Raw genomic sequence first — 17291 nt, 5'->3', positions numbered from 1 at the left:
ACCCGCTGCTGCGACGGACCGTTCGGCGCCGTCAGCCCATTACTCGCACCGTCCTGGTTGACCGCCGAACCCCGCACCACCGCCAGCACCCGATGCCCCAGCCGACGCGCGTCCGACAACCGCTCCACCAGGAGCATCCCGACACCCTCACCCCAGCCCGTACCGTCCGCACCCTCCGCGAACGCCCGGCACCGCCCGTCCACCGACAACCCACGCTGCTGCGAGAACTCCACGAACATCCCGGGACTGGCCATCACCGCGGCACCGCCGGCCAGCGCGAGATCGCACTCGCCCGCCCGCAGTGCCTGGGCGGCCAGGTGCAGGGAGACCAGGGACGACGAGCAGGCCGTGTCCACGGTCACCGCCGGACCCTCAAGGCCCAGCGCGTAGGAGATCCGGCCGGACAGGACGCTGGCGGTGTTGCCGGTCAGGAGGTACCCGTCGTAGCCCTGGGCGGGCTCGTAGAGGCGGGGTCCGTACTCCTGTGTCATGGCGCCGACGAAGACGCCGGTCCGGGAACCACGCAGACCCGACGCCGGCACACCCGCCCGCTCCAACGCCTCCCACGACGTCTCCAACAGCAAACGCTGCTGCGGATCCATCGCCACCGCCTCACGCGGCGAAATACCGAAGAACCCCGCGTCGAACTGCCCCGCACCATGCAGGAACCCACCCTCACGCACATACGTACGCCCAGGCCGACCCGGCTCCGGATCGAACAACCCCTCCACATCCCAGCCCCGGTCCACCGGGAACCCCGACACCGCGTCCCCACCCGACACCACCAGATCCCACAAACCCTCCGGCGACCCCACCCCACCCGGGAACCGGCACGCCATCCCCACGATCGCGATGGCGTCGTCGGGGTGGTCGGTGCCGGTCGGAGCGGTGCGCGGCTCCGGCGGCGTCGTGGTGCCCGGGATCTCCTCGGCTGCGTCGGCCATGTCCCGGATGAGCCGGGCGACCTCCAGCGGCGTCGGGTGGTCGTAGACCAGCGTGGTGGGCAGCTTCAGGCCGGTCGCGGCGCGCAGCCGGTTGCGCAGTTCGATGCCCTGGATCGATTCGAAGCCCTGCTCCTTGAAGGTCAGTTCAGCGCTGACCGTGTCCGCGGAGGGGCGGCCGAGCACGGTCGCCGCGTGCACCCTGACGAGTTCGAGGACGTGGTCGAGTCGATCGGCCCCGGAAAGGCCGCGCAGCTCGCGGCTGAGCAGTGTCTCCTCGGTGTCCGGGACTCCGCTGACCGGCTCGGCCTCGGGCACCGAGTCGAACCAGTGCCGCGTGCGCTGGAAGGCATAGGTGGGCAGTTCGACCCGTCGGGCGGCGGTGCCCTCGAACAGGGCGGACCATTCGACGGGCACGCCCTGCACGAAGAGTTCGGCGGCGGCGGACAGGAAGCGCTCCAGCCCTCCTTCGTCGCGGCGCAGCGAGCCGACCGCGATCACGTCGGCGGTCTCCTGCACCGCCATCGTGAGCACCGGGTGCGCGCTGGACTCCACGAACGTGCCGAATCCGGCGTCGATCAGCAGCCGAGCGGTCTGCTCGAAACGGACGGTGTGACGGAGGTTGCGGTACCAGTAGCCCGCGTCGAGGGTCGTGGAGTCGGTCAGGGCCGCGTCGACGGTCGAGTAGAACGGGACGCGAGAAGCGTGCGGGGTGATCGGGGCCAGTACGTCGAGGAGTTCGGCCTCGATGCGCTCCACATGGGCCGAGTGCGAGGCGTAGTCCACGGGGACCTGACGGGCCCGTACCTCGTCGGCCTGGCAGGCGGCGACGAACTCCACGATCGCGTCGGCGTCACCGGCGATGACCGTGCTCGACGGGCCGTTGACCGCGGCCACGTCCAGACGACCCTCCCAACCGGCAGACAGCCGCGCTTCGACGTCCGCACGCGGAAGCGACACCGACGCCATACCACCCAGGCCGGCAAGCTCACGGCCGATCACCTGAGCCCGCAGCGCCACCACACGCGCCGCGTCCTCCAGCGACAACGCACCACTCACAGCCGCCGCCGCGATCTCACCCTGCGAGTGACCCACCACCGCATCCGGCACCACACCCACCGAGCGCCACAGCTCAGCCAGGGACACCATCACCGCCCAGGTGACAGGCTGGATCACCTCCACCCGCTCCAGAGCAGCCCCCGACCGCAGCACCTCGACCGGATCGAAGTCCACGAACGGCTCCAACGCCGCCGCACACTCCCCCAGCCGCGCCGCGAACACCGGCGAGGAATCCAGCAGTTCACGGCCCATCCCCGCCCACTGCGTCCCCTGACCCGGGAACACCAGCACCGTCCGGCTGCGGGCAGCCGACTCGGGGGCGACGCCGTGGACGGCGGAGCGTTCCAGGCGGGTGAGGAGCTGGTGACGGTCGCCCGCGAGGACCACGGCGCGGTGGGCGAAGACGGTGCGTGCCTCGGCGAGGGTGCGGGCGGCGTCGTGGAGGTCGAGTTCCGGGGTGTGCTCCACGTGGGCGCTGAGCCGGGCGGCCTGGTCGCGCAGGGCTTCGGCGGTGCGGCCGGAGACGACCACCGGTACCACCGGCAGCTGGTGGGCGGCCTCGGGGGCCGGGGCGGGCGCGGGGGCCTGGGACAGGACGAGGTGCGCGTTGGTGCCGCCCATGCCGAAGGCGGAGACGCCGGCGAGTCGGGGGGTATCGGGTTCGGCGGCCCAGGACTCCAGTTCGGTCTGGACGGTGAGGTTGAGCCCGTCGAGGTCGATGTCCGGGTTGGGCGTGGTGTGGTGGAGACTCGGCGGGAGTTCGCCCTCGCGTACGGCGAGGACGGCCTTGAGGAGGCCGACGACACCCGCGGCGCCTTCGAGATGACCGACGTTGGTCTTGGCGGAGCCGACGGTCAGCGGGGTGCGGCGGCCCGGGGCGGTGCCGAGGACGGCTCCCAGGGCGGCCGCCTCGACCGGGTCTCCGGCGCGGGTGCCGGTGCCGTGCAGTTCGACGTAGCCCACCTGTGCGGCGGGGACCCCGGCGTGGGCGTACGCCTCGCGGAGCACCGCTTCCTGGGCTGCCCGGTCGGGGGTGGTCAGACTGGGGCCGCCGCCGTCGTTGTTGACGGCTCCGCCCTTGATGACGCAGTGCACGCGGTCGCCGTCGGCGAGCGCGCGGTGCAGCGGTTTGAGGACGATCACGCCGCCGCCCTCGCCGCGGACGTAGCCGTTGGCGCGGGCGTCGAAGGTGTGGCAGCGGCCGTCGGGGGAGAGGGCGCCCATCATCTCCATGGCGGTCGTGCTGTCCTCGGCGAGGACCAGGTTGACGCCGCCGGCCAGGCAGAGGTCGCTCTCACCTCGGCGCAGGCTCTCGCAGGCGAGGTGGACGGCGACGAGCGCGGAGGACTGGGCGGTGTCGACGGCCATGCTGGGGCCGCGCAGGCCGAGCCGGTGGGAGAGCCGGTTGGCGGCCATGGCGCGGTGTCGGCCGGCGGCGGTGTAGCCGTCGGTGTGGCCGGCGGCGCGGGTGAGCGTGGCGTAGTCGTCGGAGGCGATGCCGACGTACACGCCGCCGCGGGTGCCGCTGAGGCGGGCCGGGACGATCCCGGCGTGTTCCAGGGCCTCCCAGCCGAGTTCGAGGACCAGGCGGTGCTGGGGGTCGGTCGCGGCGGCCTCGGCGGGGCTCATCCCGAAGAATCCGGCGTCGAACCGGCCGTGGTCCGCGAGGGCGCCGCGCCGGGTTCCGTCGGGCTGCGCGGAGACGGCGTCGCGTCCGTCGCGCAGCAGTTGCCAGAATTCCCCGATGCCGTCGGCTCCGGGAAGCCTGCACGCCATCCCCACGACGGCTATGTCGTTGTCCTCCGTGTGCTGCTCACGGGTATTCGGGGTCATGAATTCTCCATAGCCAGGGATACGGTGCGAGGTGCCCACGGGCAAGAATGGGGAATGCGGCCGGAGCGCCGCTGGAATCACCAGGTGACGGGGAGTTCTACCAGGCCGCGGACGAGCATTCCGCGGTGCCAGTCGAGTTCCGCGGCGGGCCGGGCGAGGCGCAGTCCGGGGAGCCGTCCGGTGAGGGCTTCCAGCGCGCACTGGAGTTCGGCGCGGGCCAGGGGGGCGCCGAGGCAGAAGTGGGGGCCCTGGCCGAAGGCGATGTGGGGGTTGGCGGCGCGGTCGAGGACCACGTCGTCGGGGGCGTCGAAGACGGTCTCGTCCCGGTTGGCGGAGGCGAGGGAGTAGACGACGGCCTCGCCGGCCCGGATGGTGACGCCGCCGATCTCGACGTCCTCGGTGGCCACGCGGCTGGGGCCGACACTGGCCCACAGGGGGACGTAGCGCAGGAGTTCCTCGACGGTGGCGGGGATCAGGCCGGGGTCGGCGACGAGGCGTTCGTAGCGGGCGCGGTCGTCGAGGAGGACGAGGGCCTGGCCGGCGAGCTGGTTGGCGGTGGTCTCGTGGCCGCCGACGAGCATGCCGCCGGTGAGCATGAGGAGTTCGTCCTCGCTGAGCCGGCCGCCCTCGTCGCGGGCCTCGATGAGGGCGCTGATGAGGTCGTCCTCGGGGTGGGCGCGGCGCTGGGCGACGTATCCGCGCAGGTAGTCGGCGTACTCCTCGGCGGCCTGGGCGACCTGTTCCTCGGTGAAGCGGCTGGCGGACATGAGCGCCTCGGTGAAGGCCCGGAAGACGTGCTGGTCGGTGCGGGGGATGCCGAGCATCTCGCAGATGACGGCGGTGGGCAGGGGCAGGGCGAGGCGGGAGACGAGGTCGGCGGGGCCGCCGTCGGCGACCATGGCGTCGACGAGATCGTGGGTGATCTCGGTGATGCGGGGGCGCAGGGCGGCGACACGGCGGGCGGTGAAGGCGCGGGAGACGAGGCGGCGCAGCCGGGCGTGCGACTCGGGCGGCATGCCCATGAGGCCGACGGAGTCCAGGGCGCGGGGCGCGGCGCGGGGTACGTCGTGGTCGGCGGCGGCGTGCATGCTCAGCCGGGGGTCCGCGGAGGCCTTCTTGACGTCGGCGTGCCGGGTCAGCAGCCAGGCGTCGCCGCCGTAGGGCATGCGGACGCGGGCCACGGGCGAGGTGGCGCGCAGTTCGGCGTAGTCGGGGTCGAGTCGCAGGTCGACGTGGTCGCCGAAGGGGTAGGTGCGGACCGTTCCGACGGCCGCGGCGGCGGCATGGGGGCAGGTCATGGCGGTATCTCCTCTGTGTACGGACCGGGGGACCTTTCACCGGAACAGCACCCGACGGCGCCGCGGCCGGTATGCCGCGGGCAGGAAAGGGATTGTGTCAATCGAGGAGAGGCCGCAGCGGGAATTCGAGCGGCGCTGGAGCGGAATGCGAGCGGGCAGCGACGAGCATTGGAGGGCGCTGGTACACGGTGGTCAGGCATCGCCGGCCGGCGGGTGACCGCGCCGGGTCCGTTCCGGCGACGGTGGTGCCTCGTTCCCCGGCCGGGGGGCGTGCCGGCACGTCGTATCCGATTCGCCTCGAAGGGCTGGCCCGATGGCGCACATCGCCTTTTTCATTCTCCCCGCGGCAGGTCACGTGAATCCGACGCTGTCCGTGGCGAGGGAACTCGTCGCGCGCGGACACCGGGTCACCTACGCCCTTTCGGAGAACTACCGCGAACGGGTGCTCGCGACCGGGGCGGAGTTCCTTCCGTACGCCCTGGACCAGGACCGGTTCTGGGACACGATGGTGCCCAAGCAGGACGCGGCGGAGTACACGGACCAGCAGGAGTTCGTGAACATGATGACGTGGATGCTGGACATGACCCGGCAGACACTGGGGGACTTCGAGCGTCACTTCGGGGACGGGGCCGACCGTCCCGACGTGTTCGTGTGCGACCCGTCGTCGTTCTGGAGCGGGCACATCCTGGCGGCCAAGTGGGGGGTGCCGGTGATCCGCAGCACGCCGACGTACGTGGCCAACGAGCACTGGTCGCTTCATCCGCCGGTGGACACGGCGGAGGAGCAGGCCGAGGACCCGGTGACGGGTGCCCTGTTCGGGGTGGTGGCCGGGCTGCTGGCCGAGCACCGGGTGGAGAAGTCCATCGGGGACTTCGCGGCCGAGGTGCACTCGGGTCCGGCGCTGGTGTACCTGCCGCGGGCGTTCCAGTACGCGGGTGACACCTTCGGCGAGGAGGTCGGGTTCGTCGGTCCGTGCACGAGCGCGAACTCCTTCCACGGCGAGTGGGAGCCGCCGGGCACCGGCCGTCCGCTGGTGCTGATCAGCCTGGGCACGCTGTACAACAAGCAGCCGGACTTCTTCCGGGCCTGCGTGGAGGCCTTCCGCGACACCGACTGGGACGTCGTGATCACGCACGCGGGCGGGGTGGCCGAGGGTGAACTCGGCGACGTTCCGCCGCACATCCGGGTCTACGACTTCGCGCCGCAGGGCGCGGTGCTCGCGCACGCCTCGGTGATGATCAACCACGGTGGTACGAGCACCGTGCTGCAGGCGGTCTCCGAAGGTGTGCCGGTGATCGCGGTTCCGCAGATGGCGGAGCTGCACGCGACCGCCACCCGGGCCGAGCAGCTGGGTGTGGGCGCCAAGATCCTGCGCAAGGACGTCACGCCCGAGCGGCTGCGCGAGACGACGCTGGCCCTGGCCGGCAGCGCCGAGGTGCGGGCGGCGGTGGCCCGCCTGCGCGGCGAGATCGAGGCCGCGGGCGGTCCCGCGGCCGCCGCCGACGCGGTGGAGGCGCTGCTCGCGCCCGCCGCGGCCACCGCGGCCTGAGGGCCGCGCCGACCAGCCATCTTCCGACTTCTCCCGACCTTCAGGAAGCGAACATGACGACACAGACCGCCGAGGTCACGGCCGAGGCCGACCAGGACGCCGAGACACCCCACCCGCTGGCGCAGCCGGCGGACGCCGACGCGGCCGCGCTGCTCGACTGGTTCGCGCGGGCCCGGTCGGAGGCGCCGGTCTTCTGGGACGCGACCAGGTTCGCCTGGCAGGTGTTCTCCTACGCGGACTACAACACCGTCTCCACCAACCCGCAGCTCTTCTCCTCGGACTTCTCGCCGGTCTTCCCGGTGCCCGAGGAGCTGGCCCTGCTGATGGGGCCGGGTACCTTCGGCGGCATCGACCCGCCGCGGCACGGTCCGCTGCGCAAGCTGGTCAGCCAGGCGTTCACGCCGCGGCGGATGGCCGCGCTGGAGCCGAGGATCGAGGAGATCACCCGGCGGCTGCTGGCGGACCTGGACGGGCGTACCGAGATCGACGTGGTGACGGACCTGGCGTATCCGCTGCCGGTGACGGTGATCGCGGAGCTGCTGGGGGTGCCGGCCGAGGACCAGGACCTGTTCCGGGAGTGGGTCGACGTCATCCTCAACAACGAGGGGATGGAGTACCCGAACCTGCCGGACGACTTCGCCGAGACGATGGGCCCCGCGATCAAGGAGTGGGCGGCCTACCTCTACGCGAAGATCGCCGAGAAGCGGGAGCGGCCGGCCGACGACCTGATGAGCGGTCTGATCGAGTCCGAGGTGGACGGGCGCCGGCTCACCGACGAGGAGATCGTCAACATCGTGGCGCTGCTGCTGACGGCGGGCCACATCTCCAGCGCCACGCTGCTGAGCAACCTGTTCATCGTGCTGGACCGGCACCCGGGGGCCCAGGCGGAGCTGCGTGCGGACCGTTCGCTGATCCCGGCGGCGGTGGAGGAGACGCTGCGTTTCCGCAGCCCGTTCAACAACATCTTCCGGTTGCTGAAGGAGGACACCGACATCCTCGGTGTGCCGATGAAGGCGGGGCAGATGGTGGTGGCGTGGAGCCAGTCCGCCAACCGCGACCCGCTGCAGTTCCCGGAGCCGGACACCTTCGACGTGCACCGCTCGGCCAACAAGCACATGGCGTTCGGTCACGGCATCCACCACTGCCTGGGCGCGTTCCTGGCCCGCATGGAGGCGAAGGTCTTCCTCAACCTGGTCTTCGACGCGTACTCGTCGTTCACCGTCCACCACGACCGGGCGGAGTTCTACGAGGCGGACCAGCTCACCGCCCGTCATCTGCCGGTCTCCGTCGCCCGCGGCTGAGCGGGCCCGCATCCAGGGGAGCTCGATCGTGGCGGTGGGGATGACTACGGAAGTGGCGGTGGGCGGGGTCAGGCCCTGCACCGTCATCGACTTGGAGCAGCACGTCGACGAGCGGGGCAGTCTGTCCGTCGTCGAGTCCGAATGGACGGCCGGGTTCCCGATCCGTCGGGTGTACTACCTGCACGACCCCGATGTCGGTTCCTCCCGCGGCGGTCACGCGCACCGGGCGCTGGAGCAGCTCGTCATCGCCGTCCACGGTGGTTTCACGATCACCGTGGACGACGGGGCGAACGAGGCGGAGTACCGGCTGGACGACCCGGGGCGGGGGCTGTACGTCGGCCCGATGGTGTGGCGGAACCTGAAGGACTTCTCGCCGGGGGCGGTGGCGCTGGTGCTGGCGTCGCTGCACTTCGACGAGGCGGACTACTACCGCGACTACGAGGAGTTCCTGTCCGCCGCGCGGGGGCCGCGGTGACCGCCGTGGCGCCGGAGCGCGCCGGGCGGGTGGCCTTCCACGACCTGCGGGACCTGCACGCGCTGGACGGTGTGCAGGAGCGGGTGGACGCGGCCGTGCTGCGGGTGGCCCGCTCGGGCCGCTATCTGCTGGGGCCCGAACTCGCGGCGTTCGAGGAGGAGTTCGCCCGCTACTGCGAGAACGAGCACTGTGTCGGCGTGGGCAGCGGTCTGGACGCGCTGGAGCTGGCCCTGCGGGCCCTGGACGTGGGTCCGGGGGACGAGGTGATCGTGCCCGCGCACACCTACATCGCCACGTGGCTGGCGGTGTCGGCGGTGGGGGCGCGGCCGGTCCCGGTGGAGCCCGAGGCGGACTCGTACCTGATGGATCCGGAGCGGCTGGCCGACGCCTGCACCTCGCGGACGCGGGCCGTCATGCCGGTGCATCCCTACGGGCATCCGGCGGACCTCGACGCGATCGACGCCGTGGCCGCCGCCCGGGGTATTCCGGTGGTCGAGGACGCGGCGCAGGCGCACGGGGCGCGCTACCGGGGCCGGCGGGCCGGTTCGCGGTACGTGGCCGCGTTCAGCTTCTACCCGGGCAAGAACCTGGGGGCGCTGGGTGACGCGGGCGCGGTGGTGACGTCGGACGCGCGGCTCGCGGAGCGGGTACGGCTGCTGCGCAACTACGGGTCGCGGGTCAAGTACCGGCACGAGGTGCCCGGCACGAACTCGCGGCTGGACGAGATCCAGGCTGCCGCGCTGCGGGTGAAGCTGACCTGCCTGGACGGGTGGAACGCCCGCCGGGCCGAGGTCGCGGCCCGCTACACCGAGGGTCTGGCGGGGCTGCCGGGGCTGGACGTGCCCACGGTGCGGCCGTGGGCCGAGCCGGTGTGGCATCAGTACGTGGTGCGCACCGCGCGTCGTGCCGCTCTGGTGTCCGCGCTGGAGGCGGCCGGGGTGGAGACGCTGGTGCACTATCCGGTGGCCGTGCACCGCTCCGAGGCCTACGCGGGAGCGGTGCACGGGCCGCTGCCCCGCAGCGAGCGCCTGGCCGACGAGGTGCTGAGCCTGCCCATGGGCCCGCAACTGACCGCGCAGGACGTCACGGCCGTCATCGCGGCGGTCCGCGAGGCGACGGAGACCATTCATGATTGACGTTGTACGCAATGCGCCGGGCGCCCCGTCCGGGACGACGCCGTGGCACGCCTGCGGCGCCGGGCCGGGCAGGCGGCCGATGAAGGGGATCATCCTGGCCGGCGGCAGCGGCACCCGGCTGCGCCCGCTGACGGGCACGATCTCCAAACAACTGCTCCCGGTGTACGACAAGCCGATGATCTACTACCCGTTGTCGGTGCTGATGCTGGCCGGCGTCCGGGACATCCTGATCATCTCGGCCCGGGACCACGTGGACATGTTCCGCTCCATGCTCGGCGACGGCTCACGGCTCGGCCTGGAGCTGAGCTACGCCGCGCAGGACGAGCCGCGCGGGATCGCGGAGGCCTTCCTGATCGGGCAGGAGCACATCGGGGACAGCCCGGTCGCGCTCATCCTGGGGGACAACGTCTTCCACGGGCCCGGCTTCTCGTCCCTGATCCACCAGGCCGCGGCCCGCCTCGACGGCTGCGAGCTGTTCGGCTACCCGGTGAAGGACCCCCAGCGCTACGGCGTCGGCGAGGTCGACGCCGAGGGCCGGCTGGTGTCGCTGGTGGAGAAGCCGGTCAAGCCGCGCTCCAACCTGGCGGTCACCGGCCTGTACCTGTATGACAACGACGTGGTGGACATCGCCCGGGGGCTCGCGCCCTCCGCGCGCGGCGAGCTGGAGATCACGGACGTCAACCGCGCCTACCTGGCCGCTGGCCGCGCCCGGCTGACCGCGCTGGGACGGGGCTTCGCCTGGCTGGACATGGGCACCCACGACTCCCTGCTCCAGGCCGGCCAGTACGTGCAGTTGCTGGAGCAGCGCCAGGGCGAGCGGATCGCGTGCGTCGAGGAGATCGCCCTGCGGATGGGTTTCATCGGCCCGGAGCAGTGCCACGCCCTCGGCCGGGAGCTGGGCGACTCCGGCTACGGCCGCTACGTGCAGGAGACGGCCCGCCGGACCCCGGCCCGGGCCCCGGAGTCCGCCGTCGGCTCCACCGCCGCCTGAGCGGCGCTCCCCCACCCGACCATCCCCTCGCGGAAAGGTTCTTGCCGATGCGTGTCCTGGTGACCGGAGGAGCGGGCTTCATCGGCTCGCACTTCGTCAGAGAACTGCTGTCCGACGCCTATCCGGACCTGGCGGCGACCCGGGTGGTGGTCCTGGACGCGCTGACCTACGCCGGCAACCGGGCCAACCTGGACCCGGTGCGCACCGACGGCCGGCTGGAGTTCGTGCGCGGCGACATCTGCGACGCGCCGCTCGTCGGCCGGCTGATGCGGGGCGTCGACCTGGTGGTGCACTTCGCGGCCGAGTCGCACGTCGACCGTTCCATCGCGGACGCGTCCGCCTTCGTGCGCACCAACGTGCAGGGCACCCAGACGCTGCTGGACGCCGCGGTACGCGCCGGCGCGGGCCGCTTCGTGCACGTCTCCACGGACGAGGTGTACGGCTCGATCGAGGCCGGCTCCTGGCCGGAGGAGCACCCGCTGGCGCCCAACTCGCCGTACGCGGCCTCCAAGGCGGCCTCGGACCTGATGGCACTGGCCTTCCACCGCACGCACGGCCTGGAGCTGTGTGTGACCCGCTGCTCCAACAACTACGGGCCGTACCAGTTCCCGGAGAAACTCGTCCCGCTGTTCACGACCAACCTCGTGGACGGCCTGACCGTGCCCCTGTACGGGGACGGCGGCAACAGCCGGGACTGGCTGCACGTGGACGACCACTGCCGCGGCATCGCGCTGGTCGCGGCCAAGGGCCGCCCCGGCGAGGTCTACAACATCGGCGGCGGCACGGAACTGACCAACCGGGAGCTGACCGGCCGCCTGCTGGAGCTGTGCGGGCGGGACGCCTCGGCGGTGCGCCGGGTCGCGGACCGCGCCGGCCACGACCGCCGGTACTCGGTGGACATCGCGAAGATCTCCACCGAGCTGGGCTACGCCCCGCGCATCGGCCTCGACCGGGGCCTGGCGGACACGGTGGCGTGGTACCGCGGCAACCGGTCGTGGTGGGAGCCGCTCAAGTCGGACGGGCGGGAGGCGGAGGGCCGTGCACGTCGATGAGACGGGCATCCCCGGCACCTACCGGGTGACGCCCGAGCGGCTGTCCGACGAGCGCGGCGTCTTCTTCGAGGCCGCCAAGTACAGCGTGCTGACCGAGCGGACGGGGCTGCCGTTCGCGGTCCGCCAGGTCAACAACTCCGTCTCCCGCAAGGGCGTGCTGCGCGGCGTGCACTGCAACGACGTGCCCGACGGCGCGAGCAAGCTGGTGACCTGCGTGCGCGGGTCGATGCTGGACGTCATGGTCGACCTGCGGGTGGGCTCGCCCACCTTCGGACACCACGAGGTGACCCGGATGTCGGCCGGCGACGGGATCGCCCTCTACCTGCCGGGGAGCATCGGCCACGCCTTCCTCTCCCTGGAGGACGGCACCTGCGTCAACTACCTGCTGTCCACCGAGTACGTGCCCGGCGCGATGGTCGACCTGGACGCCCTGGACGCCGAACTGGCGCTGCCCTGGGACCTGACCGGGCCGCCCGTGCGCTCGCCCAAGGACGCGGCCGCCCCCTCGCTGGCGGAGGTCCTCGCCTCCGGCCGGCTGCCGCACTACTCGCCGCCCCCTGCCGCTCGTACGAGGAGCTGAGACACCGTGACTGCCTCCACCACCGCCCGCGGGCCGGCCACCACCCCCGGAGGATGGCTGCGCCGCTACCGCCCCGCCGACGCCGCGGCCGTCCGACTGGTGTGCTTCCCGCACGCGGGCGGCTCGGCCTCCGCCTACCTGCGTCTCGCCGCCGCCCTGGCCCCGTCGGGCGTGGAGGTGCTGGCCGTGCAGTACCCCGGCCGCCAGGACCGGCGCGGCGAGCCGTTCATCGACACCGTCGACGAGCTGGTCGAGGCGGTGCTGCCGGAAGTACGGCAGTGGACGCGCGGCCCGTTCGCGCTGTTCGGGCACAGCCTGGGCGCGACCCTGGCCTTCGAGACGGCGCGGCGGCTCACCGATTCCGGCCGGCCCCCGGCCCATCTGTTCCTCTCCGGGCGCCGGGCGCCGGTGGTGCCCCGCTCCGACACGGTGCACCTCCTCGACGACCGTTCGCTGATCGAGCGGGTGACCCGCCTCCAGGGCACCGACCCGACGCTGCTCCAGGACGAGGAGCTGCTGCGCATGGTGCTGCCGGCGATCCGCAACGACTACGCGATGGCCGGCGCCTACCGCTACCGGCCGGGCCCGCCGCTGCCGGTGCCGGCCACCGTGCTGACCGGCGACGCCGACCCGAACGTGACGCCCGAGGACGCCCGGCGCTGGTCGGAGGTGGTCGCGGGACCCTGCGAGCTCAACGTCCTGCCCGGCGGACACTTCTTCCTCAACGACCACACGGCGGGGATCTGCTCGCTGATCGAGGAGGCGCTGGCCGATGCTCGTTGACCTCCCCACGCCGGCCGCGCCGGTGTCCTTCGCCGAGGACCGGGCCCGCACGGCCGGCCGCGTGCTGCTGTCGGCCCGGACGCCGGAGAGCGCGGCGATGCCGGCCGACCTGGTGCGCCCGTGGCTGGCCGAGCAGGCCCGCCGGGGCGAGTACCGGGTGACCCCGGTGCCGTTCTCCCTGCTGCGCGGCTGGCACTTCGAGGAGGACGGCGGCAACCTGCGGCACGAGTCGGGCCGCTTCTTCAGCGTGGAGGGCCTGCACGTGACGGCCGACGGCCTGCCTCCGGGCGGCCGGCGCCAGCCGATCATCGTGCAGCCCGAGGTGGGTCTGCTGGGCATCGTCGCCCGGGAGATCGACGGGGTGCTGCACTTCCTGATGCAGGCCAAGATGGAACCCGGCAACATCAACTCCTTCCAGCTCTCCCCCACCGTGCAGGCCACCCGCAGCAACTTCACCGGCGTGCACCGGGGGCGCCGCATCCCCTTCCTCGACCTCTTCCTGGAGCGGGGCGGCTCCCGCGTGCTGGTGGACGTGCTCCAGTCCGAGCAGGCCGACTGGTTCCTCGCCAAACGCAACCGCAACATGATCGTCGAGATCGACGAGGACGTGGAGACGGGCGAGGAGTTCCGCTGGCTGACGCTCGGCCAGCTCCTGCGGCTGCTGCGCCTGGACAACGTGGTGAACATGGACAGCCGTTCCGTGCTGGCGTGCCTGCCCACGGCCGGCGCCGGTCCGCGGGCGGCGGACGGCCCGGACGACACCGGGGTGCTGCGGTCCTTCCACGACCCGGCCGCCCCGTCGGTGCACGGCATGTCCGAGATCCTCAGCTGGCTGACCGGGGTCCGCGCGGTGCGCGAACTCGACCAGCGCCGCGTGCCGTTGCGGGAGGTCGAGGAGGACGGCTGGCTGTTCTCCGGCACCGAGATCGGGCACCGGAGCGGCCGGCGCTTCCGGGTGATCGGCGCGGACGTCGCGGCCAGCAACCGCGAGGTGGGCTCCTGGACGCAGCCGATGATCCAGCCGCAGGTCCCCGGTCTGATGGCGCTCCTCGTCAAACGGATCCGCGGCACGCTGCACGCCCTGGTGCAGGCCCGGGTGGACGTGGGGCACCTGAACGTGGCGGAACTGGCGCCGACCGTGCACTGCCGCCCCGCCGACCACACCGGGCCGGGCCGCGAGCCGTTCCCGCCGTTCCTCGCGGACGTGCTCACCGCCCCCGCGGAACGGTTCCGCTACGACGGAGTGCAGTCCGAGGAGGGCGGGCGCTTCTACCACGCGGAGAACCGCTACGCCGTGGTCGAGGCCCCCGACGACTTCCCCGAGGAACTCCCGCCGGATTACGCCTGGTTGACGTTCGCCCAGCTCACCGAGTTGCTGGCGCACGGAAACTACCTGAACGTCGAGCTGCGGACCCTGGTGGTCTGCGCCCACACCCTCTACTGACGGCCCCCGGCCCCTCACCCACGGACGCCCATGACCACTGCCCCGCGCCTCGGCCTGCTCGGCTGCTCGGACATCGCCGCCCGCCGCACCCTGCCCGCGCTGCTGCGCACCCCCGGCCTGCGGCTGACGGCCGTGGCGGCGCGCGATCCCGGGCGGGCGGCCGACTACGCGGCACGCTTCGGCGGGGTGGCCGCCGCCTCGTACGAGGAGCTGCTCACCCGGCCCGACGTCGACGCGGTGTACCTGTCGCTGCCGACCCTGCTGCACGCGCGCTGGGCCGAGCGGGCGCTGACGGCGGGCAAGCACGTCCTGGTGGAGAAGCCGCTGGCGGCCAACGGTGCGGACGCGCGGCGGCTGTTCGCGCTGGCCGGCGAACGGGGGCTGGTGCTGCTGGAGAACTTCATGTTCCTCCACCACGGCACCCACCGGACGGTGACCGCCCTCCTCGACTCGGGAGCCCTGGGCCCCGTACGCGCCGTGTCGGCGGCCTTCACCATCCCGCCGCGCCCCGACGACGACCTGCGGTACGACCCACTGCTGGGGGGCGGTGCCCTGCTGGACAACGGCGTCTACCCGCTGCGCGCGGCGCTGCGGTTCCTCGGCGGGGACGTCACGGTGGCCGGGGCGAGCCTGCGGCACAGCCGCCGCTTCGGGGTCGACCTGTCGGGTGCCGTCCTGCTGACCGGCGCCGACGGCGCGACCGCGCACCTGCGCTTCGGCATGGAGCACCACTACCGCTCCTGGTACGAGATCCAGGGCACCCTGGGCACCCTCTCGGTGGAGCACGTCTACACGACGGCCGCCGACCACCGGCCGGTGATCCGCCTCGCCACCGGCCGTGACGTGGAGGAGATCGCGGTGCCCGCCGAGGACCACTTCGAGGCGGTACTGCGGTTCTTCGCGACCGCCGTACGGGACCGCGGTGCGGTGGCGCCGCGGCTGCGGCTGCTGGACGAGGAGTCCCTGCGGCAGGCCGCGCTGCTGGACGAGACCCGGGCGCGGGCGGTCCGCGTCGAGGTGTGACGCGGACCGCCCGCGCCGGCGTCAGCCGGTGACCCGCCTGCCCGCGGCCAGTTCCATGTGGGTGCCGGTGAAGGCGCGGCGCATCCTGCGGTCGTGGGTGACGACCACGACGGTGCCGGTGTAGTCGGCCAGGGCGGCCTCGAGCTCCTCGACCAGCAGCGGTGAGAGGTGGTTGGTGGGCTCGTCCAGGAGCAGCAGGTCGACCGGGCGGGTGACGAGCCGGGCCAGGTCGATGCGGCGGCGCTGGCCGACCGACAGGGAGCCGACCGGCAGGCCGAGTTCGGAGCGCCGGAAGAGGCCGAGCGCGAGCAGTTCGTCCGTGTACTCGTCGGGGTGGCCCGGCCGGCCGTCGGCGAACTCGGCGAGGACCGAACGGCGGGGCTGCTTGGGCAGCTCGTCCTGGCGCAGCCATCCGGTGTGCGCGGCGCGGGTGACCGTGCCCCGGTCGGGTTCCAGATCGCCGGCCAGCACCCGCAGCAGGGTGGACTTGCCGGCGCCGTTCGGGCCGGTGATCAGGAGCCGTTCGCCGGCGGTGACCGACAGGTGGTCGAGCCGCAGCCGTCCGTCGACCTCAAGGCCGCTGGCCTCGGCCAGGGGTGCGGCCGGGTCGGCGGCGGGCTCGCCTGCGGGGGTCAGGGACACGGTGAAGCGCAGCGGGTCCGGGGGGCGCGGCACCGGGTTGTCCTGCAGCCGCTTGAGCCGCTCGTTGGCGTTGCGGGCCTTGCTGGAGGTGGCCGAGCTCGAGGACCGCGCCCGGTGGTGCTCGGAGCCGCTGAACGCCCAGGGGCCCTTCTTGGCGATGGTGGCGAGCATGCGGCCGGCGTTGGCGGCGAGGGTCTCCTGCCGGTCGATCTCGGCCAGGTGGTCCTGGTACTCGCGCTCCCAGCGGGCGCGGGCGGCGGCCTTGGCGGTCAGGTAGCCCTGGTAGCCGTCGCCGTAGCGGTTGACGGTGCGCCGGTCGGGGTCGACTTCCAGGATCGTCGTGGTGACCGCCTCCAGGAAGGCGCGGTCGTGGGTGATGACGACGACCGTGCCCCGGTGCTCGCGCAGCCGCTTCTCCAGCCAGTCCACGGCCTGGTCGTCGAGGTCGTTGGTGGGTTCGTCGAGCAGCAGCAGTTCGGGGGCGGCGGCGAGGGTGGCGGCCAGGGCAAGCCGGGACCGCTCCCCGCCGGAGAGGGTGTCCACGGCCCGGTCGCGGTCCAGCCCCGGCAGGCCCAGACCGTGCAGCGCGGCGTCGGCGCGGGCGTCCGCCTCGTATCCACCGCGGTCCTCGAACTCGGCCTGAAGATTGCCCAGTTCGGCCATGCGGCCGGGTCCGTCGTCCCCCGCGAGGGCCGCCTCCGCCGCGTGCAGCCGGCGTTCGAGGTCCCTGAGGTCGGCGAACGCCTGGTCCAGGACGTCCCGCACCGTGGCGCCGGCGGGAAGTTCGAGGCGCTGGGGCAGATGACCGAGGCCGCCGGGGGCGGCGACGGTGACCTCGCCGTTGTCGGCGCTCTCCACCCCGGCGATCAGCCGCAGCAGGGTCGACTTGCCCGACCCGTTGTCACCGATGACGCCGGCCTTCTCGCCGGGCTTGACGGTGAGGGAGACCCGGTCCAGCACCACGTGGTCGTCGTAGCGCTTGGTGACCTCCTCGAGGGTGAGCTGGGAATGCGCCCGGGACGCGGTGGGTGAGGACAGTCGCACAGGCATCTCCAGGTGGTGGGCCGTTGGGCGGGCGGTGCCGTCATCCATCATCGCGGCCTGACGACGCACGGTGTACCGACCGTGGCCATAACCGCTTGAGAGATGCTGGAGAGGGGCTCGACCCGGCGGAACCCGTGGGC

At 72.7% G+C, this 17291-nt stretch carries 13 protein-coding genes; 10 read left to right on the top strand and 3 right to left on the bottom strand.

Features of this window, described 5'->3' with window-relative positions; translation table 11 throughout:
• Together IE108_RS29670 and IE108_RS29665 are read right to left on the bottom strand one after the other, a co-directional pair.
• A partial coding sequence (locus IE108_RS29670) for a type I polyketide synthase (protein WP_189397792.1) occupies positions 1 to 3833 on the bottom strand: 3833 nt, incomplete at its 3' end.
• A gap of 77 nt (positions 3834 to 3910) precedes the next feature.
• On the bottom strand, positions 3911 to 5131 hold the full coding sequence (locus tag IE108_RS29665) for a cytochrome P450 (protein ID WP_064732231.1): 1221 nt from the start codon (positions 5129 to 5131) through the stop codon (positions 3911 to 3913).
• Between the two features lie 313 nt (positions 5132 to 5444).
• Between IE108_RS29665 and IE108_RS29660 the strand changes: the two genes are divergently transcribed.
• The 10 genes from IE108_RS29660 (at position 5445) to IE108_RS29615 (ending at position 15465) form a co-directional block, all read left to right on the top strand.
• Entirely contained in the window at positions 5445 to 6680 is a 1236-nt protein-coding gene (locus IE108_RS29660) for a macrolide family glycosyltransferase (protein WP_079163898.1), read from the top strand.
• 53 nt (positions 6681 to 6733) lie between these two features.
• Entirely contained in the window at positions 6734 to 7981 is a 1248-nt protein-coding gene (locus IE108_RS29655; RefSeq protein WP_064732229.1) for a cytochrome P450, read from the top strand.
• 40 nt (positions 7982 to 8021) lie between these two features.
• Positions 8022 to 8456, top strand: a complete 435-nt coding sequence (locus tag IE108_RS29650; protein ID WP_064732503.1) for a sugar 3,4-ketoisomerase — start codon at positions 8022 to 8024, stop codon at positions 8454 to 8456.
• The gene (locus tag IE108_RS29645) at positions 8453 to 9592 is read left to right on the top strand and encodes a DegT/DnrJ/EryC1/StrS family aminotransferase (protein ID WP_308433821.1); all 1140 of its coding nucleotides are present in this window, start codon (positions 8453 to 8455) and stop codon (positions 9590 to 9592) included. Before IE108_RS29650 ends, IE108_RS29645 begins: the two co-directional genes overlap by 4 nt.
• 79 nt (positions 9593 to 9671) lie before the next feature.
• Positions 9672 to 10583, top strand: a complete 912-nt coding sequence (gene rfbA, locus IE108_RS29640) for a glucose-1-phosphate thymidylyltransferase RfbA (protein WP_064732228.1) — start codon at positions 9672 to 9674, stop codon at positions 10581 to 10583.
• A gap of 47 nt (positions 10584 to 10630) precedes the next feature.
• Positions 10631 to 11635, top strand: coding sequence for a dTDP-glucose 4,6-dehydratase (gene rfbB, locus IE108_RS29635; RefSeq protein ID WP_064732227.1), 1005 nt, complete (start codon positions 10631 to 10633; stop codon positions 11633 to 11635).
• Entirely contained in the window at positions 11622 to 12215 is a 594-nt protein-coding gene (locus IE108_RS29630) for a dTDP-4-dehydrorhamnose 3,5-epimerase family protein (RefSeq protein WP_064732226.1), read from the top strand. Before rfbB ends, IE108_RS29630 begins: the two co-directional genes overlap by 14 nt.
• A gap of 6 nt (positions 12216 to 12221) precedes the next feature.
• Positions 12222 to 12998, top strand: coding sequence for a thioesterase II family protein (locus IE108_RS29625; protein WP_064732225.1), 777 nt, complete (start codon positions 12222 to 12224; stop codon positions 12996 to 12998).
• The gene (locus IE108_RS29620; RefSeq protein ID WP_079163896.1) at positions 12988 to 14442 is read left to right on the top strand and encodes an NDP-hexose 2,3-dehydratase family protein; all 1455 of its coding nucleotides are present in this window, start codon (positions 12988 to 12990) and stop codon (positions 14440 to 14442) included. The genes IE108_RS29625 and IE108_RS29620 overlap by 11 nt, the downstream gene beginning before the upstream one ends.
• Positions 14443 to 14472: 30 nt before the next feature.
• Complete coding sequence (locus IE108_RS29615; RefSeq protein ID WP_064732224.1) at positions 14473 to 15465, top strand: Gfo/Idh/MocA family protein; 993 nt, start codon at positions 14473 to 14475, stop codon at positions 15463 to 15465.
• A gap of 21 nt (positions 15466 to 15486) precedes the next feature.
• Here the strand turns inward: IE108_RS29615 and abc-f are convergent, their stop codons facing one another.
• Positions 15487 to 17157 carry a ribosomal protection-like ABC-F family protein gene (gene abc-f / locus IE108_RS29610; RefSeq protein ID WP_064732500.1) on the bottom strand — a complete coding sequence of 557 codons (1671 nt, stop codon included), beginning with the start codon at positions 17155 to 17157 and terminating at the stop codon, positions 15487 to 15489.
• Positions 17158 to 17291: the final 134 nt, after the last annotated feature.

Source organism: Streptomyces parvulus (genome assembly GCF_014648855.1).
Lineage (GTDB): Bacteria > Actinomycetota > Actinomycetes > Streptomycetales > Streptomycetaceae > Streptomyces > Streptomyces parvulus.
The sequence above is the reverse complement of the archived record's forward strand: the minus strand, read 5'-3'. Positions and strand labels throughout refer to the sequence as shown.

What these genes read in the sequence shown, in the direction of transcription:
- IE108_RS29665 (WP_064732231.1), bottom strand. Translation starts at nt 5,131, where the DNA reads ATGACCTGCCCCCATGCCGCCGCCGCGGCCGTCGGAACGGTCCGCACC.
- IE108_RS29660 (WP_079163898.1), top strand. Translation starts at nt 5,445, where the DNA reads ATGGCGCACATCGCCTTTTTCATTCTCCCCGCGGCAGGTCACGTGAAT.
- IE108_RS29655 (WP_064732229.1), top strand. Translation starts at nt 6,734, where the DNA reads ATGACGACACAGACCGCCGAGGTCACGGCCGAGGCCGACCAGGACGCC.
- IE108_RS29650 (WP_064732503.1), top strand. Translation starts at nt 8,022, where the DNA reads ATGACTACGGAAGTGGCGGTGGGCGGGGTCAGGCCCTGCACCGTCATC.
- rfbA (WP_064732228.1), top strand. Translation starts at nt 9,672, where the DNA reads ATGAAGGGGATCATCCTGGCCGGCGGCAGCGGCACCCGGCTGCGCCCG.
- rfbB (WP_064732227.1), top strand. Translation starts at nt 10,631, where the DNA reads ATGCGTGTCCTGGTGACCGGAGGAGCGGGCTTCATCGGCTCGCACTTC.
- IE108_RS29620 (WP_079163896.1), top strand. Translation starts at nt 12,988, where the DNA reads ATGCTCGTTGACCTCCCCACGCCGGCCGCGCCGGTGTCCTTCGCCGAG.
- IE108_RS29615 (WP_064732224.1), top strand. Translation starts at nt 14,473, where the DNA reads ATGACCACTGCCCCGCGCCTCGGCCTGCTCGGCTGCTCGGACATCGCC.
- abc-f (WP_064732500.1), bottom strand. Translation starts at nt 17,157, where the DNA reads ATGCCTGTGCGACTGTCCTCACCCACCGCGTCCCGGGCGCATTCCCAG.